A 26,146-nucleotide genomic window follows, 5' to 3' on the forward strand; every position below is an offset into this window, starting at 1 on the left:
ACGGCGGGGGTGGGGGAGGCGGCCTCTCAGGGCTTCCGGGCCACCCAGTCCCGTTCGTAGGCGTGCCAGCCCAGCTGGAGCCGGGTGGTGACACCGGTCAGTTCCATCAGGCGCTTCACCCGCCGCTGTACGGTCCGCAGGCCCAGGTCGAGCTGCTTGGCGACGCTCGCGTCGGTCAGACCGGCGAGCAGCAGGGAGAGGATCTCCAGATCGGTGCCGTCGGGCCCGTCCGGGCCGTGCTCGGTCACCCCGGAGGCGCCCAGCCGCAGCGGCAGGGCGTCCTGCCACACCGCCTCGAAGAGGCCCGACAGGAGTTCGAGCAGGCCGCTGGCGTGCACGACCAGCGCGGTGGGCTCCGAGGAGTGCGCGGTGAGCGGCACCAGGGCGAGGGAGCGGTCGGCGACGACCAGCTTGGTCGGCACCCGGTCCACGACCCGGACCTGTTCGTCGCGGCCCAGCGCGGCGGTCAGCTCGGTGATGCCGTGCGGCAGGTCGAGCACCGACCGCTCGACCACCACGCGGTAACGGACACCGCGTCCGGTGGCCTGCTCCTCCGCGTCGTTCTCCATGCCGGTCACGGCGACCGGCCGGTCGGTGACCAGCGCGCAGACCTCGTCGCTCGCGCCGAGCTGCAGCTGGAGGAAGCGCCGGGCGACGGCCTCCGCACCGGTCACCACCTCCACCAGGTCGTGCACGGCCGGCTCGGCCGCAGCCGCCCGGTACTCCTCCGCCAGCAGCGCCGCCGCCAGTTCCGCCCGGTCCAGCTCGTGCCGCTGCTGGGTGAGCAGGGCGCCCAGCGCGACGCCCGGCGGGGCCGCGACCCAGCGTCCCGGACGGGCCGAGGACTGCGCGGCGAGCCCGTGCTGCTCCAGCCGGCGCAGCGCGCGCTCGGTGTCCTGCTCGCCGAGCGTCAGCCGCCGCGCCAGATCGGGCACGTCGGCGGCGCCCACCGACACCAGCGCCCGGTACGCCGCCTCCTGCGTGTCCTCCAGTCCCAGCACTCCCAGCATCAGGCGTCGCCCCTCCCCGAACCCATGAACATCACCAGCCGCGGGGACGTCCGTGGCGGAAAACGGCCACGGCGTAAACCCGCCCGCGGACATCATCGCCGTACCGCCGGTCACTCTGCCAAGGTGGCGTCGCCGGGCGGTCCTCCCGTGGGGGGTGGGGCCGCCCGGCCGCCCCGCCTCGGAGAAGCGTTCGACGCGTCCCCCGACACGCCGCCCGGCGCGCGTCGGCCCGCCCGAATTTCCCGATGCCCCGTTCTCACCCGGCTCCCTCGGTGGACAATCGGGAGCATGAGTCAGCAGGGGGGAAGGCCCACCGGTCCCACCGGTCCTGAGGACGACTGGTGGGGTCAGCTGTACGACGACTCCACCGACGACACCGGCCCCACGGCCGCACCCGATTCCCTGGACGACCGCTTCGCCTCGGCGTCCGGCACGGTGGCCCGCCGTCCGGCCGACGGCACCGAGGACGCTGCGGCCCCGCCCCCGCAGGACCCCGTCCCGCCCGGACCCCGGTCTCCGTGGTGGGCGTCCCCGGCGAACACCCCGGACATCCCCGGCCCCCGCGGCGCGGGCCCGGCAGGCGCCGACGGGCCACTGCGGTCCGGTGCCGGGCCTTCGCCGGGGAACGACGGGTCCGGCGCCGTGCTGCCGGAGAACGGGGTGCCCGGCGCCGTGCCGCCCGCAGCGGCCCCGCAGGGGACCGGCGTCGCGGAGTCCGCGCCCCCGGTACCGCCTGCCCCGGCATCCGGCGGCCGGGGGCGAGGGGGCGGACCGCGCGGGCTCACCACCTCGGGCACCGGAGCCGCCGACCTCACGGAGCCACCGGCCGCCGTTTCGCAGCCCCGGACCGCGTCCGGCCTGCCCCCGCTCCCGCCCGCATTCCTCCCCTCGGCGCCGACCGAAGCGGACGGCGCCGACCCCGGCTACGTCGGCAGCGGACCGCCCACCTACGACGCCGAGCCCACCGCGTTGCCGCCCGCCGATCCCGACGGTCTCGACGGGCTGGTCCCCGACACCGTGCTGGAAGGCGCCCGGTACGGGACGTGCACGCTGCGGGCCGTCTCCGTGCGCGGGGACTCCGCGCGGTACCGGGGCGAGCCACGGCGCGACGCGCTGCTCGTCGCCCGGTTCGGCGCCGGCGAGCAGGCGCTGGTCCTGGTGGCGATGGCGACCGGCGCCCGCGCCACCGCCGGGGCGCACCGGGCGGCGGCCGAAGTGTGCCGGTGGATCGGGCGGGCCGTCGGACACAGTCACGCACGGCTCGCCGAGGACCTGCGGGCCGCCCGGCGCGGCGACCTCAAGTCCGGCCTCCACCGCCTCACCGACCGCAGTCTCGGCCGACTCCGCGCCGGCGCCGCCGAACAGGGTCTCGAGCCGCACGAGTACGCGGCCACCCTGCGCTGCCTGCTGCTGCCCGCCGACCCCGAGTGCCGCACCCGGGTGTTCTTCGGCGTCGGCGCGGGCGGACTGCTCCGGCTGCGCGACGGCGCGTGGCAGGACATGGAGCCGGACGTCGGCGACGTCACCGGTGAACCCGTCCTCGGCTTCGGTTCCGCGCCCCGGGGAACGCCCGGAAGCGCCCCCGGCGGCACGCCCGACGACGCGCCCGCCGAGACGCCCGACGGCGACCGGCTCACCGTGGACCTCGGCATCACCACGGCCCCGGGACCCCACGACGGCCCGCCCGCCGAACCGCCCCGCGAGCCCTTCCGCTTCCGGGCCTCCGTAGCCCGCCCGGGTGACGTGCTCCTGATGTGCACCGCGGGCCTCGCCGAGCCGCTGCTGAACGAGCCGGGTCTGGGCGAGCTCCTCGCCCGTAGATGGACGGGCCGCCCGGCGCCCGGACTCGGGGAGTTCCTCGCCGACGGCCGCGTCCGGGTCAAGGGATACGCGGACGACCGTACGGCCGCCGCCGTTTGGGAGGCGTGAGACCGCTCGCTGTGGCATAGCTGGACCCATGGCCAAACAGAACGTCGCGGAACAGTTCGTCGACATCCTCACCCGCGCCGGGGTCGAGCGCCTCTACGGAGTCGTCGGGGACAGCCTCAACCCCGTCGTGGACGCCGTGCGCCGCCACTCCGGCATCGAATGGGTGCATGTGCGGCACGAGGAGACCGCCGCCTTCGCCGCCGGCGCGGAGGCGCAGATCACCGGCAAGCTGGCCGCGTGCGCCGGCTCCTGCGGACCCGGCAACCTCCACCTCATCAACGGGCTCTACGACGCCCACCGCTCCATGGCCCCCGTCCTGGCCCTCGCCTCCCAGATCCCGTCCAGCGAGATCGGACTCGGCTTCTTCCAGGAGACCCACCCGGACCAGCTGTTCCGCGAGTGCAGCCACTACAGCGAGCTGATCTCCAGCCCGAAGCAGATGCCCCGGCTGCTGCAGACCGCCATCCAGCACGCCGTCGGCCAGGGCGGCGTCAGCGTCGTCTCGCTGCCCGGCGACATCGCGGACGAGCCCGCCCCGGAGCGGGCCGCGCAGACGGCTCTGGTCACCTCCCGGCCCACCGTCCGGCCCGGCGACGAGGAGATCGACCGGCTGGTGCGGATGATCGACGACGCCGAGCGGGTCACCCTGTTCTGCGGCAGCGGCACCGCGGGCGCGCACGCCGAGGTCATGGAGTTCGCCGGGAAGCTCAAGGCCCCGGTGGGGCACGCCCTGCGGGGCAAGGAGTTCATCCAGTACGACAACCCCTACGACGTCGGCATGAGCGGACTGCTCGGCTACGGCGCCGCCTACGAGGCCACCCACGAGTGCGACCTGCTGCTCCTGATCGGCACCGACTTCCCGTACAACGCCTTCCTGCCGGACGACGTGTTGATCGCCCAGATCGACGTCCGGCCCGAGCACCTGGGCCGGCGCTCCAGGCTGGACCTCGCGGTGTGGGGCGACGCCCGGGAGACGCTGCGCTGCCTGATCCCGCGGGTGAAGGAGAAGAAGAGCCGCCGCTTCCTCGACCGGATGCTGAAGAAGCACGCGGACGCGCTGGAGGGCGTCGTCAAGGCCTACACCCGCAAGGTCGACAAGCACGTCCCGATCCACCCCGAGTACGTCGCCGCCGTGCTCGACGAAATGGCCGACGACGACGCCGTGTTCACCGTCGACACCGGGATGTGCAACGTCTGGGCGGCGCGCTACATCTCGCCCAACGGCCGGCGCCGCATCATCGGTTCCTTCTCCCACGGCTCGATGGCGAACGCGCTGCCGATGGCGATCGGCGCCCAGTTCACCGACCGGCGCCGGCAGGTCGTGTCGATGTCCGGCGACGGCGGGTTCACCATGCTGATGGGCGACTTCCTCACGCTCGTCCAGCACGACCTGCCGGTGAAGGTCGTACTCTTCAACAACTCCTCGCTGGGCATGGTCGAGTTGGAGATGCTGGTCGCCGGCCTGCCCTCGCACGGGGTGGCCAACAAGAACCCCGACTTCGCCGCCGTCGCCGAGGCCTGTGGCGCCTTCGGCGTACGGGTGGAGAAGCCCAAGGACCTGGCGGGGGCGCTGAAGGCGGCGTTCAAGCACAAGGGTCCCGCCCTCGTCGACGTCGTCACCGACCCCAACGCCCTGTCCATTCCGCCGAAGATCAGCGCCGAGATGGTCACCGGCTTCGCCCTGTCCGCCTCGAGGATCGTCCTGGACGGCGGCGTCGGCCGCATGCTCCAGATGGCCCGCTCCAACCTGCGCAACGTCCCCCGGCCGTGACCGATCGGACCGTCCGCCCGAAACTCGATGACTGCCCGGGGCCCGAACGGGCAAGGCTTTCCCCGTGAAGATGTTCGACCCGGACGGGACGGACGCGACAGACGGGGGGAAGCGACATCAGCGCGCCGACGGGGGACATGAAGGACGAGGCGGTGTCACAGCTCAGGCGACGGCTCGGCCGGGCCGATCTGCGGGCGGTGCCGGAGGCCCGGCGGGCCCTGCGTGACCTGCTGCGGCACTGGGGCGGGCCCGGACAGTCGGAGGTCGCGGAGCTGCTCACCAGCGAGCTGGTCACCAACGCGCTCGTCCACACCGACGAGGGCGCCGTCCTGACCGCGACGGTCGGGCCGCGTGCCCTGCGGGTCGAGGTGCGGGACTTCACCGGCCGCGGTCGGCAGCCCAGACCGCGCGCCCCGCAGGAGGGGAGGACCAACGGCAGAGGCCTGTTCCTGGTCGAGTCGCTCGCCGACGACTGGGGCGTACGGCCCTGCGATGCGGGCAAGTCGGTCTGGTTCGAGCTGGGCGCGGAACCGGGCGGGGAAGCAGGCGCGGAAGCGGCCTGAGGCGCCGGGATGCCCCGACGCCCCAGGCAGTCGCCACGGTGTCGCTCGGACCAGCCCTAACCGAACTGCTGCTCCAGATCCTTGAGCTTGCGCTCCAGGGAGTCCAGGCGGGGCAGGGCCTGTGTGTCGTCCTCCGCGGTGAGGTCCACGGTCTCCACCCTCATCTGCTCAGACCCGCTCCGCACGGGCTGCAGGGAGGGGCGCCGGCTCGCCGGGGGCAGCTGCTCCGGGGGCGATATGGCAGGCTCCGCGGAGGCGCGTTCCGAGCCGCGCTCGACCTGCTGCACCTCGACCTCGACCTGGCGGCCGCCGCGGCCCGGGAAGCCGCGATGGCCGTGTCCCCGGCTGATCGCCTTGAGCTGCGCCCGCTCCAGCCGCTCCTGCTCGCGCCGCCGCAGCTTCTTCTCCTCCTTCTGGCGCCGGTCGTCGCGCACCTCCTCGACCGCCTCGTCCAGGCTGCGCACGCCCTCCAGGAGCATCAGCGACCAGGCGCGGTACGTCTCCCGGGGCGCGCGCAGCCAGCGGACCATGCGGATCTGCGGCAGCGGACGGGGCACCAGACCCTGCTCGCGCAGGGCGGCCCGGCGGGTCTGCTTCAGCGCCCGGTCGAACAGCACCGCCGCCGACAGGGACATGCCCGCGAAGAAGTGCGGGGCACCCGCGTGCCCCAGGCCGCGCGGCGCGTGCACCCAGTTGAACCAGGCCGCGGCGAAGGCGAAGGCCCACACGAGTATCCGCGAGCCGAGCGCCGCGTCACCGTGGCTGGCCTCGCGCACCGCGAGGACGGAGCAGAACATCGCCGCGCCGTCGAGCCCGAACGGGACCAGGTACTGCCAGCCGTCGCTCAGGCCGAGGTTCTGCTCGCCGAAGCCGACCAGACCGTGGAAGGAGAGCGCCGCGGCGACCGCGGCACAGCAGAAGAGCAGGACGTAGGAGAAGGTGCCGTAGAGCGCCTCCTTGCGCCGGCGGCGTTCCTCCATCCGCTCCCACGAGTCGTCCGCGCCCGCGTCCTTCCCCGAGGAACGCTTGCCGCGCGCGAGCACCGCCACCGCCGCCAGCATGCCCAGGAGCAGCACGGCGCCCGGAAGCAGCCAGTTCAGCGATATGTCGGTCAATCTCATCTGGGGTCCCTTGCAGTGGGATAGGGCGTAACGCCCGCCATGGTGGCCCAAACCCAGCGGCCCTCAGGGGGTTTCGGGGCAAGAGGCCGCCAAGGAAGTGCAGAGAGAGTGCCCAGGGCGGCGTTCTGCTCGAACTGCCGCGTGAGGGGCGGGAGTTGAGTTCGAATAAGACTACCCGTACGGGTGGTTCCACGGAAAGTTCCCGTGACGGGTGGGGGAGTTGTGAAACAACGCCGATGATCTTAGCCGACGGTGGGTCAGCCGGCTGCGGCGAGCAGCTTCTCGACGCGGTCCGCGTCGCAGGTGCGCGGGCAGGTGGCGCAGGTGTCCTCCGGGCGCAGGGTGTAGAACAGGCAGCAGCTCGCCCGGTCCCGGGTGTGCAGCGGTGTGCCGTCCGGCCCCTTCAGCTCGCGGAACGCCGCGTCGCCGACGTACGGCTTGGTGGCGCCCGGCAGCAGCAGTTCCAGCTCGTGCCGCGCCCGCTCCTGCTCGCCGAGCAGGTGGGCGACGTACCACAGGCCCTCGACGACCTCGTCGGTCGCCATGCCCCACAGGGCGCGTCCGCGCCGCCGCATCCGGGGGCCGAATCCGGCCAGGACCGGTTCGATGTGCTCGGCGACCGCCGCCCGCACTTCGGCGCGCAGCGCCTCCTCGTCGGCGACCACCCGGGCGCCCGGCGAAGCGGCGGCCGGATCGCCCGGCAGACAGGCGAACGAGGTGGCGCGCACCGCCATCCGGCCCAGGGGGAGCCCGGCGGCCGTGCGGTCGTAGGCCACGTGGGTCGCGGGAAGGCGCGGCACCCGGCGGTGCAGGAACCACGGCACGGTGATCAGCAGGCAGGCCGGCCACGCGTACCGGTGCAGGCCGAAGCTGGCGATCACGTCCGGCCGGGCCCGCTGCCCGTAGTCCCGCAGCACCTGCGCCTCGTCCCGGGCGAGGAACGCCGCCAGCTCCGCCCCGTCCGAGGCGAGCGAGGCGGCCGTGAACCAGCCGTCGCCGCTCGGGATCCCGTCGGCCGCGCCCAGTTCGGTGACGCCCAGCCCGGGGAGGACCTCGGACAGGCGCGCGTAGGCGTCCGTGAAGGCCGTACGGGCGACAGGCATGCGGGACCACCGATCCACGTCGGGACAACAGGCTGCTTAAAGGTAAGCCTTACCTTACCCAAGTGTTCCGGGGATTTGAACTGGCGGCCCCTGCGCCTATGGTGCTTGACGGACAGGTCACAACCCGCCGCAATGACCTCAAGTACCGACACGTCCCGCAGGAGGACCCGTGAAGCACAGCGCGCAGGGCGCCGCAGGAACCGGTGCGGGTACGGCGGCGGCAACGGTGCGGATTCCGGTGCAGCCCTCGGCGGCGGACCGCACGCGTGCCGGCGGGGAACCGGACGGCTCGGCGCGCGGCGAGCACACCCACGGCGAACCGTCCGCACCGTCCGTACCCGGCCCTTCCACGCCCCGCCCGCGCGCCCTCGTCCAGCGTTCCTCCGTGCGCGGGCAGGTCCTCGACGCCCTGCGCGCCGCGCTGGTCACCGGCGAGCTGCGGCCCGGCGAGGTCCACTCGGCGCCCGTGCTCGGCGAGCGGTTCGGCGTCTCGGCCACCCCCGTGCGGGAGGCCATGCAGCAGCTCGCCCTGGAGGGCGCCGTCGAGGTCGTCCCCAACCGCGGCTTCCGCGTCGTCGAACGCGGCGACCGGGAACTGGCCGAGCTGGCCGAGGTCCGGGCCCTGATCGAGGTCCCGGTGTGGCTCCGGCTGGCCCGTACGGTGCCCGCCGAGCGCTGGGCGGAGCTGCGCCCCCTCGCCGAGGTCACCGCTCGCGCCGCCTCCTTGGGCTGCCCGGCCACCTATGCCGAGGCCGACCGCGCCTTCCACCGCGCGGTGCTCGCCCTGGCCGGCAACGAGGAGCTCGTCCGGATCGCCGGTGACGTGCACCGCCGCGCCCAGTGGCCGCCGGCCGGCGCGCCCGCCGCGCGCGGGCGGGCCGACCTGGTCGCCGACGCGCACGAGCACACCGCGCTCCTCGACGCGCTGATCGCCGGCGACCCGGACGTGGTGCGGGCCCTGGTCGGGCAGCACTTCGCGGGCGCGCGCCAGGACTCCGGGGTCCTGGGGCTCTGAGCGGGGGCGCCCCCGCTCAGAGCCGGGGGCGGCCACGCGTCCCTCCGGACCGTCCGTCCCTAGAGGGCCTCCTGCCGTTCCGTGCGGCTCGCGGGGACCTGCTTGTCGGTCTTCCCGGCCCCCTGCCCCTTGCCGCCCTTGCGGCGCGCCGAGCGGGACCCGGTGCCGCGGTCGTGCAGCTCGATGGCCAGGGGAGAGGCCGTGAAGACCGACGAGTACGTCCCGACTCCCACGCCGATCAGCAGCGCGAGTGCGAAGTCGGTGAGCGAGTCGTCGGCCAGGACCGCCAGCGAGGCCAGGATGAGCACCGCGCCCATGCCGGTGTTGACCGTGCGCGGCAGGGTCTGCAGGATCGCGTCGTTGGTGAGCCGGGCGAACGGCGCCTTCCGCTCCCTGCCCAGCAACTCCCGGACGCGGTCGAAGAGGACCACCGAGTCGTTCACCGAGTAGCCGATCACGGTCAGCAGCGCGGCCAGGAACACCCCGTCGATCGGCTTGCCCAGCCAGGCGAACACACCGACCAGGATGACCACGTCGTGGGCGAGCGCACTGACCGCCGCCGTGCCGAACAGCAGGCGGAAGCGGACCGCGAGGTAGGCCAGCTGGGCGGCCAGGGCGAGGCCGAGGGCGATCAGGGCGTCCCGGCGCAGCTCCTCGCCGAGGCTCGGACCGATCAGCTCGTCGCGGACCTTGTCCGTCTCGCCGCCCAGTTCGGCGACGGCCTTGGTGACGGTCGCCGCCTCGGCGTCGGTCAGCTCCTCGGTGCGTACCGTGAGGTCGCCGTCCCCGGAGGACTGGACGACGGCGCGCGGGAAGCCCGCGTCGGCGAGGGCGTCCCGGGCCCGGTCGGGATCGACCTGGTTCGCGGTGGAGTACTCGATGAGCCGGCCGCCGGTGAACTCGATGCCGAAGTTCAGGCCGCGCACCAGGATGCCGGAGCCCGCCACCACCATGACGATCAGGGACGCCGCCAGCCAGCGGCGCGGCCGGGCCATCAGGAACGGGTTGCGGCGCAGCAGCGCGTCCCGGACCGGCCCGGTGGTCGAGATGCCGGTGATGCCGGGGCGGCGGAAGACCGCCGGGCGGCTCGCGGCGAACTCGGCCAGCACTCGGGTGATCACCAGGGCGCTGACCATCGAGGCGAGCACACCGATGCCGAGCGTGACGCCGAAGCCCTTGACCGGGCCGGAGGCCAGGAAGAACAGCAGGGCGGCGGCGATCAGCGTGGTGATGTTGGAGTCGGCGATCGCGCTGAAGGCGCTGCGGAAACCGGCGGTCAGCGCCGACCGGGTACTCGGACGGGTCCGGGCCGCCTGTTCCTCGCGGGCCCGTTCGAAGACCAGGACGTTGGCGTCCACCGCCATGCCGATCGCCAGGACGAAGCCGGCCAGTCCCGGCAGGGTCAGGGTCGCGCCGACCGCGGCCAGGGCGGCGTAGGAGATCAGGCCGTAGCAGAGCAGGGCCACGGTCGCCAGGGCGCCCATCAGGCGGTAGACGACGATGATGAACAGCGCGGTCAGCGCGGTGCCGATGACGGCGGCCCAGGCGCCGGCGTTGATGGCCTCGTCGCCCAGGGTGGCGCCGATGGTGCGCTGTTCGATGGTCTCGACCGGCACGGGCAGGGCGCCGCCCTGGATGAGCAGGGCCAGTTCGCGCGCCTCGGCGTCGTCGAAGGAGCCGGTGATCTGCGTGGAGCCGCCGGTGATGCCCGCCCCGCAGGACACGGAGGGGTCGACCTGGGGCGAGGAGATGATCTTGTCGTCGAGCACGATGGCGACCCGGCGCTCGGGGGCACCGGCCGGATTGCAGGCCGCCTCGCCGGTCACCTGGGCCCAGCGGTCGCCGCCGGAGTCCTTGAAGTCGACGGTGACGGTCCAGCCGGCGCCGTTTCGCTGGTCGAAGCGGGCGTCGGCGCCCTTGACGTCCTGCCCGGTCAGCGCGGCGGCCCTCAGCCGCAGGGACTGCCCGGACTCGTCCGGCAGCACCCGCTCGCCGTTCTCGGCGGCCTCGGTCCTGCCGTCGGCGGCGTCGGCGGGGTTCTCCGCCGGGCCGAGCACCGAGTGGACGGTGAGCTGCGCGGTGCGGCCCAGCACGTCGGCGGCCTGCTTCGGGTCCTGTACGCCCGGCAGCTCGACGACGACCCGGTTCTCGCCGGAGCGGACGATGGTCGGCTCGGCGACGCCGAGGGCGTCGATGCGGCCGCGCAGCACCTCCACGGTGCGGTCGGTGGCCTCGCGGTCGGCCGTGGTGGTCTCGGTGGACTGGGTCTCCAGCACGATCTGGGTGCCGCCGCGCAGGTCGAGCCCGAGGCGGACCGGCATGGTCAGCGCGAGGGCGACGGACGCGGCCAGCACGGCGAGCGCGAGGAGTGCGCGGACGCTCAGGGAGCGGGAACGCGAGCGCGAACGGGTGCGGGAAGGGGGACGGGAGCGTTTCAACACGGGCCTCCGGCGGGCACGCCGCGGCGGCGGCCGAGCGCGGCCGCGGCGGAAGAAGGTGAAAGGAAGGAGTGGTGTCTCAGGTGCCGGAGGACAGGGGTGGCGCCCGGCCGCTGTCGTGGCTCGCGCGGCCGGGGGAGACCGGCACCGGGCCGGGCGCGAACGACGTCCGTGCGTGGCCGCCGGGGGCGGCGCCACCCCCGGGGTACGGGGTGGTCGCCGGGTGCTGGTCCGGTGCCGTGGGACGACCGGCCGGCTGGTCGTGCCGGGCCCGGGGCTGGGTGGCGCAGACCGGCGTGCAGCCGTCGTCGGCGTGGAGGTCGAGGGCCGGGTGCGGCACGGCCGTGGCGGCCGCCGCCGCGAGGGGACCGCTCGGACCGACGTGCGCACCGGCCGCGGGCCAGGCCGGGACCAGGGGCAGCAGGACGGTCAGCAGGACGGTGAGCACGCACGCGAGCCGTCGTCGCATGCACCGTCCCCTTTCGTGGTGGATGAGCGGGCCTGGCGGGTGGGGGAGCCCGGGGCTCCGGCCGGGGAGTGGGCGGCCAGAGCCACGGGCGGTCCGGGGGAGCGTCAGGGCTCGATGAGCCCGGCGCGGATGGCGTACCGGGTCAGCTCCAGGCGGTCGCGCAGGCCGAGCTTCTGCAGCAGGTTCGCCCGGTGCCGCTGGACGGTCTTGATGCTGATGAAGAGCATCTCGGCGATCTCCTTCGAGGAGTGGCCCTCGGCGACCAGCTTGAGGACCTCCTCCTCGCGGGGCGTGAGGATGTGGTCGGAGGTCTCCTCGCCGTGCCGTACCCGGTCGAGGTAGTTGCGGATGAGTGCCGTCACCGCACCCGGGTAGAGGAAGGGCTCGTCGCGCATCGCGGCCCGGCAGGCGGCGACGAGATCCCGGTCGGCGACCGACTTGAGCACGTATCCGCAGGCACCCGACTTCAGCGCCTGGAACAGGTACTGCTCGTTGTCGTGCATCGTCAGCATCAGGATGCGCAGTCCCGGCTTGAGCGCCGCCAGCTCGCGGGCCGCCTGCAGACCGGTGAGGCGGGGCATCGCGATGTCCAGGACCGCGAGGTCGGCCTCGTGGGCCCGCGCCATGTCGATGGCCTCCGCGCCGTCCCCGGCCTCGGCGACCACCTCGAGGTCCGGCTCGCGGTCGAGGATGAGGCGCACACCGCGGCGTACCAGCGCGTGGTCGTCGGCGAGCAGGATGCGGATCTTCGCCGGGGCGGATGCCTGGGACGGGCCGTACGCGGATGCCTGGGACGGGCCGTCCGCGGACGTCGCGAACGCGGCGGTGCGGTCGGACGCGGACGGCTCGGGCAGGGACGGGTCGGGCATGGTCGGGGCTACTTCCTGGGAAGGGGCGCGGTGAGCCGGATACGGGTGCCGGCGCCGGGCGCCGACGTGATGTCGAGGGCGGCCCCGACGAGCAGGGCCCGTTCACGCATGCCGCGGATGCCGGCGCCCTCGTGCGCCGCCTCGATGCCGCGGCCGTCGTCGGCGACGGTCAGGGTCACCGCGCCGTCGGCGCGGGCCAGGCCCACCTCCAGCCGTTCGGCGTCCGCGTGGCGGGCGGCGTTGGTCAGGCTCTCCTGCGCCACCCGGTAGAGGACCAGTTCGGTCTCGTGGTCCAAGGCCGGCAGGTCGGCGTCGAAACGGCGCACCACCCGCAGGCCGGTGTGGGTGGCGAAGTCGTGCGTGAGCGAGGACAGCGCACTGATCAGACCGAGGTCGTCCAGGACGCCGGGCCGCAGCCGGCGCACCAGACGGCGGACCTCGTCCAGGCTCTCCCGGGTGATCTCCTGCGCCTGGTGCAACTCGTCGCGCAGCGGCTCGTCGGCGTCGTCCGCGGCGCGCCCCAGGACCAGCAGGATCGCCGTCATGCTCTGCCCGACCTCGTCGTGCAGCTCCTGGGCGATACGGCGCCGCTCCGCCTCCTGGGCGAGCAGGACGCGGGCACTGCTCGTGGCCCGCTCGTTCTCGAGGCGGTCCAGCATGGCGTTGAACGTGCGGATCAGCTCGGGGATCTCACCGCCCCCGGAGACCGGCAGCCGCTGCCCGGGACGCAGCAGGTCGACGGTGGTCATCAGCCCGGTGAGCCGCTCCAGCGGCGCCAGGCCCCAGCGCAGCAGCGCGCCGTTGGCCACCAGCATGACGCCCATGCCGAGCACGAGGACGACGGCCTCGGTCAGCAGGATCGGCACGGAGACGGTCACCGGAGCCCACAGCAGCAGCGCCGTGGCGAAGCCCAGCACCACCGCGTTGAGCCCGAAGATCCGCCAGAACAGGGACACCGGGGGTACGCCTCCTTCAGCGACGTGTCGACTGGTACGCCTCTACTGTCGCGCACCCTCGGTGGGAGCTGCGGCCCAGGTAGCGACCGGGCAAGCGACCAGCTTGCGCCTCGCGGACCCGTCCGGTCGATGGGCTCCGACCCCCATTTCCCGCTCGCCGCGCACCCATACGGCCGCCCCGGCACACCGGCGTGTGGATCCCGCGCCCCCGTGCAAATGGGTCCTGCGCCCGATGGGTTTCCCGGGGCCGCCCGGCCAAGGTTGAGGACGACCGGGTCCGATCGGCCCGGCACTCGGCATACCGGCAGAACCTTCGCGATCTCCATAACCCTCGCGAATGCGCAGAACCTTCCGAGAACCCGAAGAACCCTCCGAGAACCCGCAGAACCTTCCGAGAAAAGGACCCTTCACCGTGTCGCTCGACGCCTCCCGCATCGAATCCCGCCCCGAGCGGCTGACCGCTCACGAGGCGCGCCAGCGTCTCGAACACGCCCGCAACACCCGGATGACCCAGCTGCAGGCCCTCGGCGAGAGCGGCCAGGCGGACGACCAGCTCATGTCCGCGCAGCAGGCCGCGATCGAGCGCGTGCTCAAGGAGATCGACGAGGCCTTCGCCCGGGTCGGGGAGGGCACCTACGGCACCTGCCTGGGCTGCGGCAAGCCCGTACCGGGGGAGCGCCTGGAGATCCTTCCCTACACGAGGTACTGCGTCGCCTGCCAGCGCCGCGCCGCCGCCTGACCGCGCCCTTGCGTCCCGTACTCGTCCCTCCCGCCCTGCCCAAGGGGTGAAGTGGTGAACAACCAGATCATCGACGACCGCGACACGCGTCTGTCGCCCCTGTCTCCCCAGGACCTCGCCGCGCTCCGGGAGAACCTCCAGGAGCAACGGCTGTTCCGCGAGGACCAGCTGCGGCGGATGGCGGCGGGCCCGTCCCGTACCGACGAGCTGATCCGGCGGCGGTCCGCCGCGCAGACCGAGGTCCGGGTCAAGCCGGCGGCCTCCGCGCGCATGGTCCTCGCCGACGTCGAGGCGGCCCTCGACCGCATGGCCGAGGGCCGGTACGGCCGATGCCATCTGTGCCGGCGCACCATCGACCGCGACCGGCTGATGATCGTGCCGCAGGCCCGCTACTGCGCCCGCTGCCAGCAGGTGCGGGAGGCCGGGCGATGACCGTGCTCCGGCGGCCCCGCGCCGCGCTGTCCCGGCCCCGGCCGCGGCCGCTGTGCCGGCGGTGCAGCGGCGTCGCCCTCGACATGGGCAGCGCCCGTACCCGCGTCTGGGTCGCCGGGCGCGGCATGATCCTCGACGTGCCGACGGTGACCTTCCCCGGGGCGGGCGCGGTGTACCCCATCCAGCGGGGCTCCATCGTCGACACCCAGGGCACCGCCCGGATGCTCGACCGGCTGCTGGGCCACCGGCTGCCCCGCTTCGCCCGTCCGGTGGTCGTGGTGACCGCGCCGGTCCTCGACGGGCTGGCCTACCGCACCGAGGCCCGTACGGCCGTGGAGGTGCTGCGCCCGCGCAGTGTGCTGACCGTTCCCAGCGCGCGGGCGGTGGCCCTCTCGGCGGGCGCCGACCTGACCCGGCCGCTGCTCGTCATGGACATCGGTGCCCATCTCACGGAGGTGGTGCTCCTGGTCGACGGCGCCGTCTTCGACGCGCGCCGCACGGCGCTGGGCACGGGGGACATCGACGACGCGACTGAGCCCTCGCGGATCGGGGAGGCGCTGGCCGACATGACGACCTCGATGCTCCGGCAGGACGGCACGTCCCTCACCGTCGACGCGCTGGGCCGGGGGCCGCTGCTGGCGGGCGGCGGAGCGCTGCGCCCCGAGATCACCTGCCGGCTCGCCGACCGGCTGCACGTACCGCTGCGCGCGGTGCCGGCCCCGCACACGGCCGCGGTGCGCGGCGCCGCGAAACTCCTGGACGCGGCGCACACCCATCCGTCCGCCACGGGCACGGACCCACCGGAGGTCCACCCGCACTGATCCGGCACCCGCCCCGTCGCCGGCCCCCTGCGGAACCGCCCGACACCCAGTCGCCGACCCCCTCCGTCGGGCGCCCCCGCCCCGCCCGTCGCCTGCAGTGACTCCGGCCTCCGGCCGTATCCGTTCCCTCGTCCGTACTCCGTCCCGTCGCCTGCAGTGACTCCGGCCTCCGGCCGCATCCGTCCCCGCGCCCGTGCCCCGTCTCCCGCCCGCGCTGCCCCCGTCCCCCCGCCCGCCCCGTCCTCCGGCCGCATCCATCCCCCCGCTCGCACCGCTCCCGCCCCCGCTCGTACAGCCGACGCCCGCCCCGGCGTCGGCCGTGGACCGCCCCGCAGCCCATGTGCGCGATCCCGAGACGATCCCGGCGCGCCCCCGCCCGACAGACCGCCGTCCCAGGAAGGAGACACACCGTGGCTGGAGAGATTCCCCCCGCCCAGCCGCCACCCGCCGTTCCCGAACCCGAACCCGGGCCCGTGCGGCACCCGTACCTCCTGTTCTGGCGGTGGCGGCGCAACCCGCTGCGCAGGCCGAGTGACCGGCTGCGGGCCTGGGTCTCGCTCGGGCTCGTGCTCGCCGTGCTGGTGGCCGCCCCGGCGGCGATGTCCGGCGTCGGCGACAGCGCCTACCGGCACTACCGGAGCGTCGCCGAGCACGAGGAGCGGACCCGGGACCACCGCCCCGCCGTCCTGACCCACGACGCCCCGCGCCACCCCGAGCCGGGATCGGACGAGGCGAGGGAGACCCGCTACCCGGTCCCGGTCCGCTACACCGGCCCCGACGGGGTGAGCAGGACCGGGACGACCGAGGCCGAACCGGGGCTGCCGGCGGACAGCACCGTCCTGGTCTGGGTCGACGACGAGGGCCGTATCACGGAGCCGCCGCTGACCGCGGAGCAGATCCGCAGCCGCACCATGGGCTGGGCGATCCTCGCCTTCCTCGGCCTCGTCGTCACCGGCCTCGCGGTCCACGCCGCCACGGGCCTCGTGCTGCACCGGCGCAACCTCGCCCAGTGGGACGCGGCCTGGGCCAACACGGCCCCGCGCTGGAGCAGATTCCCGTGACGCACGCCCGATGCCCCCACGGCTCCCTCAGGCCGTCGCCGCGCCCGCCGCCGGCGGCGCCAACTGCCGGGCCAGCCAGGTCGGCACCCCGCCGAGCAGCCGGAACAGCCGCCGCGCCTCCTCCCGCAGCCGGGACGCCTCCGGCTCCGACTCGGCGTCGGCGAGCGAGGCCAGCGCCGGAGCCGTACCGACGAGGTACCCCAGCTCCTCCCGGATGCGCAGCGACTCGGCGAACCCGTGCCGCGCCTCGGTCAACTCCCCCTCGCGCAGGGCGAGACCGGCCAGATGCCGCCAGGTGAAGGACAGCAGCAGCGGCTCGGCGTGCGCCGTGGCGCCGGCGTGCGCGCGCCGGTACGCCGCGCGGGCGGCCTGCGGGGACCTGGTCAGGTTCTCCGCGAGCAGCCCGCGCCGGAAGTCGAGCAACGCCCGCCCCTTCGCCCCCGGCGCGACCAGCGCCGCCGCCCGGCCCAGCGCGGCCCGCGCCTCGTCGGCCCGGTCGCGCACCCCGTGCACCGTCGCGGCGTACGCGAGCTGCCCCCGTTCGCAGGCGGCGGCCCCGCGCTCGTCGTCGCTGTCGGCGAGCGCCTCCGCGGTGCGCAGCGCGTCCTCGGCCTCGGCCCAGCCCTGCTCCGTGTACAGGCACCGCTCCACCAGCAGCTCGGTCCGCTGCAAGGCGGTGTCCGCGGTGACCGGCTCCAGCAGGGCCGCCGCGTCGGCCCAGCAGCCGCGCGAGCGCAACCGCCATACCGCGGTCTGGAGCGGATCGTCACCCTCGGTCGTTCCCCAGCCAGAACCAGCCATGGCGGAATGCGCCACGTCGCCCTCCCCTTAGCACGCCATCGAGCTCTCGAGTGGTGGCCGCATCTCAGCACGGATACGGCGGCCCGGCCAAGGGGATGGGTGAAACTTTTCACAAAGTCGTGGACTTCGTGCCGTCGAGGTTTGGGAGCGCGTCGGGCCCTTCCGCGGCCTCCGCGCGCCCCGGGCCTCAGCTCATCCGCAGCGCCAGGAAGAAGTCGAGTTTGTCCTCCAGCCGCGACAGGTCGCGCCCCGTCAACTGCTCGATCCGTCCGACGCGGTAGCGCAGCGTGTTGACGTGCAGGTGCAGCCGGTTCGCGCAGCGCGTCCAGGAGCCGTCGCTGTCGAGGAACGCCTCCAGCGTCGGGATCAGCTCGGCGCGGTGGCGGCGGTCGTAGTCCCGCAGCGGGTCGAGCAGCCGGGCGGTGAAGGCGCGCCGCACGTCGTCGGGGACGAAGGGGAGCAGCAGCACGTGCGAGGCCAGCTCCTGGTGGCCGGCCGCGCAGACCCGGCCGGGGCGCGCCGCGGCGACCCGGCGCGCGTGCCGGGCCTCCTCCAGCGCCCCGCGCAACCCCTCCGCCGAGTGCACGGCCGCACTGACGCCGAGCGTGACCCGCCCGTCCCCGTCGAGACCGGCCGACAGCGGTTCCCGTACGGACTCCAGCAGCGCTTCCGCGAGGACCCCGGCCTCGGAGCCGTCGTGCTCGGTGGAGACCGCCGGCAGCGGTACGAGGGCGACCGCCTCCTCGCCGGTGTGCGCCACGGCGATACGGTCCGACTGCTCGGGCCCGGTGGCGTGCGGGTCGACGAGGATCTCCTCCAGCAGAGTCTGCGCGACCCGGCCGGTCTGCGCGTCGCCGTCCGCCCACTCCACCCGGGCCACCACGACCTGCCAGTGCGGTGCCGCCCCGAGGCCCGGCAGCAGCACCGGCGCCGCCACCCGGAGCCGGGCCGCGATCTCGGCGGGCGCCGCGCCCGTCTGCACCAGCTCCAGCACCTCCTGGGCGAGCCGCCGCCGCACCGTGCGCGCCGCGTCCCGCCGGTCCCGCTCGACCGCGATCAGCTGGGTGACGCCGTACAGCAGGTCGAGGCGCTCCTCGGCCCAGTCCCCGGCGTCCGCCTCCACCACGAGGAGCCAGTCGGACAGCACCGTCTCGCGCACCTCCCGACCCGACGCCGCACCCGGCGCGACCCGCGTCCCCGCGGCCGTCGCCGGGAGCTGCCCCCGGCCCCGCACCGGGAAGAGGCTGTACGTCGTGGAGCCCACGGACACGCGGTGCGGCGCCCGCCGGCCCGTACGGGTGGCCGAGAGGTGCTCGGCCGCCAGCTTGGCGCACACCTCGGTGGAGAGCGCGGGCTCCGCGTCCTTCGGACCGGCGACCTGCCGGCCGGTGGGGGAGAGGACCCACGCGCGCAGGTCGAGGTCGGAGCCGAGCAGGTCCAGGACCACGTCGGGGCCACCGCCCGCCGGTCCCGAGGTCATCATCCGGCGGTGCCGGTCCACCACGGCGGCCAGGTCCCCGGCCCGCTCGCCCGACACCTGGCGCACGACGTGCTCGGTGATCGTCGCGAACGCCACCGACTCGTGCACCGCGAACAGCGGCAGCCGGTGCCGCGCGCAGGCCACCACCAGGTCCTCCGGCACGCTCCCCAGCTCCGCCTCACCGGCGGCCAGCGCGGCCACCTGGGCCTGCACCAGGAGACGTACGAACGGCTCGGAGTCGGCGGGGCCCCGGCGCCAGGCAAGGCCGGTGAGCACCAGTTCGCCGCCCGAGAGATAGCGGCTGGGGTCCCGCAGGTCGGTGGTCATCACGCCGCGGACCGTGCGGTCCAGCTCGTCCTCGCCGCCGAGCAGCTTGAGGCCCAGCGCGTCGGTGTCCAGCAGTGCGCGCAGCCGCATTCTCGTCGCCGCCGTTCTTTGTCTCGAAGTGTTCCAGGTCACGCGGCTGTGTCGCCCGATTCCGGAGAAGAACAGGGAGGCTTCTGAGCACCTCCGTTCATACGAATCTACAAGATGCCCGCCCTGGCCAGCCAACTCCTTCATGGTTTCTGCGACTGACCCTGGTGGAGCACGCAACGGTGTACTGAGTCCGTTCCAGGTGAACAGCACATGAACGAGCCGGCCTCCCGAACCGGCATGTGGCTCGATCCGTACGCCCCCGGTCATCCCCACCGCCCCCGATCAGACGAGGAGGAGAGCCGGTCATGGACTTCCTTCGCCCCGCCAGTTGGGAGGAGGCGCTCGCCGCGAAGGCCGAGCACCCCACCGCTGTGCCGATCGCGGGCGGTACCGACGTGATGGTCGAGATCAACTTCGATCACCGCAGGCCCGAGTACCTCATGGACCTGAACCGCGTCGCCGACCTGACCGAGTGGGAGGTCGGCCGGGACTCCGTACGGCTCGGTGCCTGCGTGCCCTACACCGGGATCATGGAGAACCTGAGCACCGAGCTGCCGGGTCTCGCCCTCGCCTCGCACACGGTCGCCTCCCCGCAGATCCGCAACCGCGGCGGCGTGGGCGGGAACCTCGGCACCGCCTCCCCGGCCGGCGACGCCCACCCGGCGCTGCTCGCCGCCGGCGCCGAGGTCGAGGCCGAGTCGGTGCGCGGCAGGCGCCTGATCCCGATCGACGCGTTCTACACCGGCGTCAAGCGCAACGCGCTGGAGCCCGACGAGCTGATCCGCGCCGTGCACATCAGGAAGGCCGAGGGGCCGCAGCAGTTCTCCAAGGTCGGCACCCGCAACGCCATGGTCATCGCCGTGTGCGCCTTCGGCCTCGCCCTGCACCCCGACACGCGTACCGTCCGCACCGGCATCGGCTCGGCCGCGCCGACCCCGGTCCGCGCGACGGCCGCCGAGGAGTTCCTGAACGCGGCGCTCGACGAGGGCGGCTTCTGGGACAACGGGAAGATCATCACGCCGTCGGCCGTCAAGCGGTTCGCGGACCTGTGCGCCGCCGCCTGCAATCCGATCGACGACGTCCGCGGCACCGCCGCCTACCGCCGCCACGCGGTCGGCGTCATGGCGCGCCGGACGCTCACCTGGACCTGGGAGTCGTACCGCGCCCCCCGCCGCACCACGGAAGGAGCCGCGTGATGCGCGTCAACTTCACCGTCAACGGACGTCCGCAGGAGGCCGACGACGTGTGGGAGGGCGAGTCCCTGCTGTACGTGCTGCGCGAGCGGATGGGCCTGCCCGGCTCCAAGAACGCCTGCGAGCAGGGCGAGTGCGGTTCCTGCACGGTCCGCCTGGACGGCGTGCCGGTCTGCTCCTGCCTGGTCGCGGCCGGACAGGCCGAGGGCCGCGAGGTCGTCACCGTCGAGGGCCTGGCCGAGTACGCCCGGCAGCGCGCCGGGGGCGGCACCACGACGGGTGCCCGCGCCGGCGAGAGCGCCTCGCTCGACGAGGCCCGGCGGTGGCAGGCCCGGGGCACCGACTCGCAGACCGGCGAGAACATCGGACTGGCGCCGATCCAGCAGGCGTTCCTCGACGCCGGCGCCGTCCAGTGCGGCTTCTGCACGCCCGGACTGCTGGTCGCCGCCGACGAGATGCTGGAGCGCCACCCGGACCCGAGCGACGAGGACATCCGCGAGGCGCTGTCCGGCAACCTGTGCCGCTGCACCGGCTACGAGAAGATCATGGACGCGGTCCGCCTCGCCGCGGCCCGCCGATCCGAGGGGGCCCGGTCATGACCGCCATCGGCGCACCCACCGGTGTCACCCAGGGCTCCCGGACCAAGGGCGGCATCGGCGAGTCCACGCTCCGCCCGGACGGCGTCCTCAAGGTCACCGGCGAGTTCGCGTACTCGTCCGACATGTGGCACGAGGACATGCTCTGGGGGCAGATCCTGCGCTCCACCGTCGCGCACGCCGAGATCGTCTCCGTCGACACGGGCGAGGCGCTCGCCACCCCCGGCGTGCACGCCGTCATGACGTACGACGACCTGCCCACCGACGTGCGCCACTACGGACTGGAGATCCGCGACACCCCGGTCCTCGCCCACGGCAAGGTCCGCCACCACGGCGAGCCGGTCGCGATCGTCGCCGCCGACCACCCGGAGACCGCGCGCCGTGCCGCCGCCAAGATCAAGGTGGAGTACCGCGAGCTGCCCCTCGTCACCGACGAGGCCTCCGCGACCGCCCCCGACGCGATCCTGGTCCACGACAACCGCGACGACCACCACAGCGCCCACGTCCCGCACCCCAACATCGTGCACCGCCAGCCGATCGTGCGCGGCGACGCCGAACGGGCCGCCGAGCGCGCCGACGTGATCGTCACGGGCGACTACCACTTCGGTATGCAGGACCAGGCCTTCCTCGGCCCGGAGTCGGGTCTCGCGGTGCCCGGCGAGGACGGCGGCGTCGACCTCTACATCGCCACCCAGTGGCTCCACTCCGACCTGCGCCAGATCGCCCCCGTGCTCGGCCTGCCCGAGGACAAGGTGCGGATGACGCTGTCCGGCGTCGGCGGCGCCTTCGGCGGGCGCGAGGACCTGTCGATGCAGATCCACGCCTGCCTCCTCGCCCTGCGCACCGGCAAACCCGTCAAGATCGTCTACAACCGCTTCGAGTCCTTCTTCGGCCACGTCCACCGCCACCCGGCCCGGCTCCACTACGAGCACGGCGCCACCCGGGACGGCCGGCTCACCCACGTCAAGTGCCGCATCGTCCTCGACGGCGGCGCCTACGCCTCCGCCTCCCCGGCGGTCGTCGGCAACGCCGCCTCGCTCTCGGTCGGACCGTACGCGGTCGACGACGTGGACATCGAGGCCCTCGCCCTCTACTCCAACAACCCGCCCTGCGGCGCCATGCGCGGCTTCGGCGCGGTCCAGGCGTGCTTCGCCTACGAGGCGCAGATGGACAAGGTGGCCGCGGAACTCGGCCTGGACCCGGTGGAGTTCCGCCGGATCAACGCCATGGAGCAGGGCACGCTCATGCCCACCGGCCAGAGCGTCGACTCCCCGGCGCCGGTCGCCGAACTCCTGCGCCGTGTCAAGGCGATGCCGATGCCGCCGGAGCGCCAGTGGGAGTCCAGTGAGGGCGCCGACGTACGGCAGCTGCCCGGCGGTCTGTCCAACACCACCCACGGCGAGGGCGTCGTACGCGGCGTCGGCTATGCGGTCGGCATCAAGAACGTCGGCTTCTCCGAGGGCTTCGACGACTACTCCACCGCCCGGGTCCGCCTGGAGGCCGTGGGCGGCCGGCCCGTCGTCACCGTGCACACCGCGATGGCGGAGGTCGGCCAGGGCGGCGTCACCGTCCACGCGCAGATCGCCCGCACCGAGCTGGGCGTCGCCGAGGTCACCATCCGGCCCGCCGACACCCGGGTGGGCTCGGCCGGCTCCACCTCGGCCTCCCGGCAGACCTACGTCACCGGCGGCGCCGTCAAGCACGCCTGCGAGCTGGTGCGCGAGAAGGTCCTGGAGACCGGCCGCCGCAGACTCGGCTCCCACCACCCCGCCTGGGCCACCGCCGAACTCCTGCTGGAGGACGGCAAGGTCGTCACCGACGGCGGCGAGGTCCTCGCCGACCTCGCGGACGTGCTGGAGGACGAGGTGGTCGAGGTCGAGGAGGAGTGGCGGCACCGGCCGACCGAACCCTTCGACCTGCGCACCGGCCAGGGCAACGGCCACGTCCAGTACTCCTTCGCCGCGCACCGCGCGGTCGTCGAGGTCGACACCGAACTGGGCCTGGTCAAGGTGATCGAGCTGGCCTGTGCCCAGGACGTCGGCAAGGCGCTGAACCCGCTCTCCGTGGTCGGCCAGATCCAGGGCGGCACCGTCCAGGGCCTGGGCATCGCGGTGATGGAGGAGATCGTCGTCGATCCCGTGACCGCGAAGGTCAGGAACCCGTCCTTCACGGACTATCTCCTCCCCACGATCCTCGACACGCCGGCCCTACCGGTCGACGTGCTCGAACTCGCCGACGACCACGCGCCCTACGGGCTGCGCGGGGTCGGCGAGGCACCCACCCTGTCGTCCACCCCGGCGGTCCTCGCGGCCGTCAGGGACGCGACCGGGCTGGCGCTCGACCGCACGCCGGTACGACCGGAACACCTCACCGGTACGGCTGCGGACCAGGACCCTCCGGGCGGCGCACGGAACGTCACACCCTCCGCGCCGCCCGGAGCACCGGCCAAGTCCCGCTCCGCTCGCGAGGCTTGAAGCACCACCAGCGTCACCAGTACCGCCAGCATCACCAGTACCAGTACCACCACACATGCGTTCGTCTCGGGCCGTCCCCCGGGTCGTGCATATCCCAAATCCCGCGGCCGCCCCAGCGGCCGGCCGGGTGCACCTATGAACCTTGGGAGACGGCCCCATGACCCAGCAGTCAGTGGAGCCCGAGATCACCGCCGAAGACGCGGGCGCGGGTTCCCGCGTCCCCGGCGGACGGTCTTGGCTCGACCGGTACTTTCACATATCCCACCGGGGATCCACGGTCGCGCGTGAGGTGCGCGGCGGCATCACCACCTTCATGGCGATGGCGTACATCGTCCTGCTCAACCCCGTGATCCTGTCCGGCAAGGACGCGGCGGGCGACACCCTGGGCCAGAAGGCCCTGATCACCGCGACGGCGTTCGCCGCGGCGCTCACCACGCTCCTGATGGGCTTCGTCGGCAAGGTGCCGCTGGCCCTGGCCGCCGGGCTCTCGGTCTCCGGCGTGATCGCCGGGCAGGTCGTCCCGCAGATGACCTGGCCGCAGGCCATGGGCATGTGTGTGATGTACGGCGTGGTGATCATGTTGCTCGTGGTCACCGGGCTCCGCGAGATGATCATGAACGCGATCCCGCTCGCCCTCAAGCACGGCATCACCATGGGCATCGGCCTGTTCATCGCCATCATCGGCCTGGTCAAGGGCGGCTTCGTGCACGCGGGCAAGTCCACCCCGCTCACCCTCGGCCCGGCCGGGGAGCTCGCCGGCTGGCCGGTCCTGCTCTTCGCGGGCACCCTGCTGCTGATCTTCATGCTCCAGGCCCGCAACATGCCCGGCGCCATCCTGATCGGCATCGTCACCGGCACCATCGTCGCCGCGATCCTGAACGCCACCGGGGTCATCGACCCCGGGCAGTGGGCCAACGGCGCCCCCGAGCTGCACGGCAGCGCTGTCTCCATGCCGGACTTCTCGCTCTTCGGCAGCCTGGAGTTCGGCGGCTGGGGCGAGGTCGGCGCGATGACCGTCGGCATGATCGTCTTCACGCTGGTGCTCGCCGGGTTCTTCGACGCGATGGCCACCATCATCGGCGTCGGCACCGAGGCGAAGCTCGCCGACGACAAGGGCCGGATGCCGGGTCTGTCGAAGGCGCTGTTCATCGACGGCGCCGGCGGTGCCATCGGCGGTGTGGCGGGCGGCTCCGGCCAGACCGTCTTCGTCGAGTCCGCGACCGGCGTCGGCGAGGGCGCCCGCACCGGGCTCGCCTCGGTCGTCACCGGCGTGTTCTTCGCGGCCTGTCTCTTCTTCACCCCGATCACCGCGATCGTGCCCCAGGAAGTCGCCTCCGCCGCCCTGGTGGTCATCGGCGCGATGATGATGATGAACGCCCGGCACGTGGACTGGGCCGACCGGGCCACCGCGATCCCGGTCTTCCTGACCGTCGTCCTGATGCCGTTCACGTACTCCATCACGGCCGGGGTCGCCGCCGGTGTCATCTCCTACGTCGCCATCAAGGTCGCGCAGGGCAAGGCGCGGGAGATCGGCGCGTTCATGTGGGGCCTGACGGTGATCTTCCTCGTCTACTTCGCGCTCAACCCGATCGAGAGCTGGATGGGCGTGCACTAGCCGCCACGACGGGAACCCTGCACGTACCCGTTGTCCGAGGAGGCCGGAAGGTCCGGGAGGACCGGAAGGTTCGAGGAGGACCGACAGATGCTGGACATCGCCGACGAGCTGCACCGGTGGGTCGAGCAGGGGCGCGACTTCGCCGTGGCCACCGTGGTGGCCGTCGGCGGCAGCGCCCCCCGGCCGACCGGCGCCGCCCTCGCGGTGGACGCCGACGGCACGGTGGTCGGCTCGGTCTCCGGCGGGTGCGTGGAGGGAGCCGTGTACGAGCTGTGCCGGCAGGCCCTCCAGGACGGCGGCACCGTCGTGGAGCGCTTCGGGTACAGCGACGAGGACGCCTTCGCCGTGGGACTGACCTGCGGCGGGGTCATCGACGTCCTCGTCGCCCCGGTACGGACGGCCGACCCCGCCCGTCCGGCCCTGGCCACGGCCCTCGCCGCCGCCGCACACGGGGAGAGGGCGGCCGTGGCACGGGTCGTGAGCGGCCCGGCCGAGCTGCTGGGCCGCGCGTTGGTCGTCCGGGCGGACGGTTCCCGCACCGGCGGCCTCGGCGGCCGCCCCGAGCTGGACCGCACGGCGGCCGCCGAGGCGGGCGCCTTCCTGGACGCCGGGCGCACCGGCACGCTGGAGATCGGCGAGCAGGGTTCGCGCTGCGGAGCACCGCTCACCCTGCTGGTCGAGTCCTCCGTCCCGGCACCCCGCATGATCGTCTTCGGCGCGATCGACTTCGCCTCGGCGCTGGCGCGGGTCGGCACGTTCCTCGGCTACCGCGTGACGGTGTGCGACGCCCGCCCGGTCTTCGCCACCCCGGCCCGCTTCCCGGACGCGGACGAGGTCGTCGCCGAGTGGCCCCACGAGTACCTGGCGCGTACCGAGGTCGACGCGCGCACCGTCCTGTGCGTCCTGACCCACGACGCCAAGTTCGACATCCCGCTGCTCCGGCTGGCGCTGCGCCTCCCGGTGGCGTACGTCGGCGCGATGGGCTCCCGCCGCACCCACCTGGACCGCGAGGCCCGGCTGCGCGAGGCCGGCGTGAGCGATCCGGAGCTGGCCCGCCTCAGGTCGCCGATCGGCCTGGACCTCGGCGCCCGCACCCCCGAGGAGACGGCCCTGTCCATCGCCGCCGAGATCGTCGCGGCCCGCCACGGCGGCACGGGCGCCGCCCTGACCGGCGCCCACACCCCCATCCACCACGACGGCCCGGCGAACCCGGCGGCGCGCGTCGGCCCGGTGGCGTAGTCCTCTCGTCCCCGGCACCGGCCACGGGCTGCGC

22 protein-coding genes are annotated in these 26,146 nt (G+C 73.9%); 13 read left to right on the plus strand and 9 right to left on the minus strand.

What is annotated here, in order from left to right:
• Positions 1 to 26 precede the first annotated feature (26 nt).
• Complete coding sequence (locus tag AB0P07_RS18175; protein ID WP_365551708.1) at positions 27 to 1,010, minus strand: helix-turn-helix domain-containing protein; 984 nt, start codon at positions 1,008 to 1,010, stop codon at positions 27 to 29.
• A 288-nt stretch (positions 1,011 to 1,298) separates the two neighbouring features.
• On the opposite strand from AB0P07_RS18175, the gene AB0P07_RS18180 reads away from it, so the two are divergent.
• The 3 genes from AB0P07_RS18180 (at position 1,299) to AB0P07_RS18190 (ending at position 5,273) form a co-directional block, all read left to right on the plus strand.
• A complete protein-coding gene (locus AB0P07_RS18180; RefSeq protein ID WP_365551711.1) occupies positions 1,299 to 2,939 on the plus strand; it encodes a protein phosphatase 2C domain-containing protein in 1,641 nt (546 codons plus the stop codon).
• A gap of 28 nt (positions 2,940 to 2,967) precedes the next feature.
• Positions 2,968 to 4,710 (plus strand): pyruvate dehydrogenase, encoded by a 1,743-nt coding sequence (locus AB0P07_RS18185; RefSeq protein ID WP_365551713.1) that lies wholly within the window; start codon positions 2,968 to 2,970, stop codon positions 4,708 to 4,710.
• A 137-nt stretch (positions 4,711 to 4,847) separates the two neighbouring features.
• The gene (locus tag AB0P07_RS18190) at positions 4,848 to 5,273 is read left to right on the plus strand and encodes an ATP-binding protein (RefSeq protein WP_365551716.1); all 426 of its coding nucleotides are present in this window, start codon (positions 4,848 to 4,850) and stop codon (positions 5,271 to 5,273) included.
• 56 nt (positions 5,274 to 5,329) lie between these two features.
• Here the strand turns inward: AB0P07_RS18190 and AB0P07_RS18195 are convergent, their stop codons facing one another.
• Complete coding sequence (locus AB0P07_RS18195; protein WP_365551719.1) at positions 5,330 to 6,394, minus strand: DUF2637 domain-containing protein; 1,065 nt, start codon at positions 6,392 to 6,394, stop codon at positions 5,330 to 5,332.
• 257 nt (positions 6,395 to 6,651) lie between these two features.
• Positions 6,652 to 7,497 carry a (2Fe-2S)-binding protein gene (locus AB0P07_RS18200; RefSeq protein WP_365551721.1) on the minus strand — a complete coding sequence of 282 codons (846 nt, stop codon included), beginning with the start codon at positions 7,495 to 7,497 and terminating at the stop codon, positions 6,652 to 6,654.
• Positions 7,498 to 7,666: 169 nt separating this feature from the next.
• On the opposite strand from AB0P07_RS18200, the gene AB0P07_RS18205 reads away from it, so the two are divergent.
• On the plus strand, positions 7,667 to 8,512 hold the full coding sequence (locus AB0P07_RS18205) for a GntR family transcriptional regulator (RefSeq protein ID WP_365551724.1): 846 nt from the start codon (positions 7,667 to 7,669) through the stop codon (positions 8,510 to 8,512).
• A gap of 59 nt (positions 8,513 to 8,571) precedes the next feature.
• On the opposite strand, the gene secD is transcribed toward AB0P07_RS18205, so the two are convergent.
• From secD to AB0P07_RS18225, 4 genes are all read right to left on the minus strand, one after another.
• A complete protein-coding gene (gene secD, locus AB0P07_RS18210; RefSeq protein ID WP_365551726.1) occupies positions 8,572 to 10,950 on the minus strand; it encodes a protein translocase subunit SecD in 2,379 nt (792 codons plus the stop codon).
• 79 nt (positions 10,951 to 11,029) lie between these two features.
• Positions 11,030 to 11,419, minus strand: a complete 390-nt coding sequence (locus AB0P07_RS18215; RefSeq protein ID WP_365551729.1) for a hypothetical protein — start codon at positions 11,417 to 11,419, stop codon at positions 11,030 to 11,032.
• A gap of 104 nt (positions 11,420 to 11,523) precedes the next feature.
• On the minus strand, positions 11,524 to 12,288 hold the full coding sequence (locus tag AB0P07_RS18220) for a response regulator transcription factor (RefSeq protein WP_365551731.1): 765 nt from the start codon (positions 12,286 to 12,288) through the stop codon (positions 11,524 to 11,526).
• 8 nt (positions 12,289 to 12,296) lie between these two features.
• Positions 12,297 to 13,244, minus strand: coding sequence for a HAMP domain-containing sensor histidine kinase (locus AB0P07_RS18225; protein ID WP_365551734.1), 948 nt, complete (start codon positions 13,242 to 13,244; stop codon positions 12,297 to 12,299).
• A gap of 412 nt (positions 13,245 to 13,656) precedes the next feature.
• Here AB0P07_RS18225 and AB0P07_RS18230 point away from each other — a divergent pair, with 412 nt between their 5' ends.
• The 4 genes from AB0P07_RS18230 to AB0P07_RS18245 all read left to right on the plus strand — a co-directional run bounded on the left by AB0P07_RS18230 (position 13,657) and on the right by AB0P07_RS18245 (position 16,297).
• Positions 13,657 to 13,983, plus strand: a complete 327-nt coding sequence (locus tag AB0P07_RS18230; RefSeq protein ID WP_365551737.1) for a TraR/DksA C4-type zinc finger protein — start codon at positions 13,657 to 13,659, stop codon at positions 13,981 to 13,983.
• Between the two features lie 51 nt (positions 13,984 to 14,034).
• Complete coding sequence (locus AB0P07_RS18235; protein WP_365551740.1) at positions 14,035 to 14,415, plus strand: TraR/DksA C4-type zinc finger protein; 381 nt, start codon at positions 14,035 to 14,037, stop codon at positions 14,413 to 14,415.
• Positions 14,412 to 15,236, plus strand: a complete 825-nt coding sequence (locus tag AB0P07_RS18240; protein WP_365551742.1) for a rod shape-determining protein — start codon at positions 14,412 to 14,414, stop codon at positions 15,234 to 15,236. The genes AB0P07_RS18235 and AB0P07_RS18240 overlap by 4 nt, the downstream gene beginning before the upstream one ends.
• A 410-nt stretch (positions 15,237 to 15,646) precedes the next feature.
• Positions 15,647 to 16,297 carry a hypothetical protein gene (locus AB0P07_RS18245; protein ID WP_365551745.1) on the plus strand — a complete coding sequence of 217 codons (651 nt, stop codon included), beginning with the start codon at positions 15,647 to 15,649 and terminating at the stop codon, positions 16,295 to 16,297.
• 27 nt (positions 16,298 to 16,324) lie between these two features.
• Here AB0P07_RS18245 and AB0P07_RS18250 read toward each other — a convergent pair whose 3' ends face one another.
• Both AB0P07_RS18250 and AB0P07_RS18255 read right to left on the minus strand, forming a co-directional pair.
• Positions 16,325 to 17,113: a hypothetical protein gene (locus tag AB0P07_RS18250; RefSeq protein WP_365551748.1), complete on the minus strand. Its 789-nt coding sequence runs from the start codon at positions 17,111 to 17,113 to the stop codon at positions 16,325 to 16,327.
• 172 nt (positions 17,114 to 17,285) lie between these two features.
• Complete coding sequence (locus AB0P07_RS18255; RefSeq protein ID WP_365551751.1) at positions 17,286 to 18,995, minus strand: PucR family transcriptional regulator ligand-binding domain-containing protein; 1,710 nt, start codon at positions 18,993 to 18,995, stop codon at positions 17,286 to 17,288.
• A 305-nt stretch (positions 18,996 to 19,300) separates the two neighbouring features.
• On the opposite strand from AB0P07_RS18255, the gene AB0P07_RS18260 reads away from it, so the two are divergent.
• From AB0P07_RS18260 to AB0P07_RS18280, 5 genes are all read left to right on the plus strand, one after another.
• Positions 19,301 to 20,191 (plus strand): FAD binding domain-containing protein, encoded by an 891-nt coding sequence (locus tag AB0P07_RS18260; protein ID WP_365551753.1) that lies wholly within the window; start codon positions 19,301 to 19,303, stop codon positions 20,189 to 20,191.
• Positions 20,191 to 20,787, plus strand: coding sequence for a (2Fe-2S)-binding protein (locus tag AB0P07_RS18265; RefSeq protein ID WP_365551755.1), 597 nt, complete (start codon positions 20,191 to 20,193; stop codon positions 20,785 to 20,787). Before AB0P07_RS18260 ends, AB0P07_RS18265 begins: the two co-directional genes overlap by 1 nt.
• Positions 20,784 to 23,258 (plus strand): molybdopterin cofactor-binding domain-containing protein, encoded by a 2,475-nt coding sequence (locus AB0P07_RS18270; protein ID WP_365551756.1) that lies wholly within the window; start codon positions 20,784 to 20,786, stop codon positions 23,256 to 23,258. Before AB0P07_RS18265 ends, AB0P07_RS18270 begins: the two co-directional genes overlap by 4 nt.
• A 157-nt stretch (positions 23,259 to 23,415) precedes the next feature.
• On the plus strand, positions 23,416 to 24,873 hold the full coding sequence (locus tag AB0P07_RS18275) for an NCS2 family permease (protein ID WP_365551758.1): 1,458 nt from the start codon (positions 23,416 to 23,418) through the stop codon (positions 24,871 to 24,873).
• An 87-nt stretch (positions 24,874 to 24,960) separates the two neighbouring features.
• Positions 24,961 to 26,112 (plus strand): XdhC/CoxI family protein, encoded by a 1,152-nt coding sequence (locus AB0P07_RS18280; RefSeq protein ID WP_365551759.1) that lies wholly within the window; start codon positions 24,961 to 24,963, stop codon positions 26,110 to 26,112.
• The last annotated feature ends 34 nt before the right edge of the window (positions 26,113 to 26,146 follow it).

The sequence above is a fragment of the Streptomyces sp. NPDC085944 genome (genome assembly GCF_040686295.1).
Lineage (GTDB): Bacteria > Actinomycetota > Actinomycetes > Streptomycetales > Streptomycetaceae > Streptomyces > Streptomyces salinarius.

What these genes read in the sequence shown, in the direction of transcription:
- AB0P07_RS18175 (WP_365551708.1), bottom strand. Translation starts at nt 1,010, where the DNA reads ATGCTGGGAGTGCTGGGACTGGAGGACACGCAGGAGGCGGCGTACCGG.
- AB0P07_RS18180 (WP_365551711.1), top strand. Translation starts at nt 1,299, where the DNA reads ATGAGTCAGCAGGGGGGAAGGCCCACCGGTCCCACCGGTCCTGAGGAC.
- AB0P07_RS18185 (WP_365551713.1), top strand. Translation starts at nt 2,968, where the DNA reads ATGGCCAAACAGAACGTCGCGGAACAGTTCGTCGACATCCTCACCCGC.
- AB0P07_RS18190 (WP_365551716.1), top strand. Translation starts at nt 4,848, where the DNA reads ATGAAGGACGAGGCGGTGTCACAGCTCAGGCGACGGCTCGGCCGGGCC.
- AB0P07_RS18195 (WP_365551719.1), bottom strand. Translation starts at nt 6,394, where the DNA reads ATGAGATTGACCGACATATCGCTGAACTGGCTGCTTCCGGGCGCCGTG.
- AB0P07_RS18200 (WP_365551721.1), bottom strand. Translation starts at nt 7,497, where the DNA reads ATGCCTGTCGCCCGTACGGCCTTCACGGACGCCTACGCGCGCCTGTCC.
- AB0P07_RS18215 (WP_365551729.1), bottom strand. Translation starts at nt 11,419, where the DNA reads ATGCGACGACGGCTCGCGTGCGTGCTCACCGTCCTGCTGACCGTCCTG.
- AB0P07_RS18220 (WP_365551731.1), bottom strand. Translation starts at nt 12,288, where the DNA reads ATGCCCGACCCGTCCCTGCCCGAGCCGTCCGCGTCCGACCGCACCGCC.
- AB0P07_RS18240 (WP_365551742.1), top strand. Translation starts at nt 14,412, where the DNA reads ATGACCGTGCTCCGGCGGCCCCGCGCCGCGCTGTCCCGGCCCCGGCCG.
- AB0P07_RS18255 (WP_365551751.1), bottom strand. Translation starts at nt 18,995, where the DNA reads ATGCGGCTGCGCGCACTGCTGGACACCGACGCGCTGGGCCTCAAGCTG.
- AB0P07_RS18260 (WP_365551753.1), top strand. Translation starts at nt 19,301, where the DNA reads ATGGACTTCCTTCGCCCCGCCAGTTGGGAGGAGGCGCTCGCCGCGAAG.
- AB0P07_RS18265 (WP_365551755.1), top strand. Translation starts at nt 20,191, where the DNA reads ATGCGCGTCAACTTCACCGTCAACGGACGTCCGCAGGAGGCCGACGAC.
- AB0P07_RS18270 (WP_365551756.1), top strand. Translation starts at nt 20,784, where the DNA reads ATGACCGCCATCGGCGCACCCACCGGTGTCACCCAGGGCTCCCGGACC.
- AB0P07_RS18275 (WP_365551758.1), top strand. Translation starts at nt 23,416, where the DNA reads ATGACCCAGCAGTCAGTGGAGCCCGAGATCACCGCCGAAGACGCGGGC.
- AB0P07_RS18280 (WP_365551759.1), top strand. Translation starts at nt 24,961, where the DNA reads ATGCTGGACATCGCCGACGAGCTGCACCGGTGGGTCGAGCAGGGGCGC.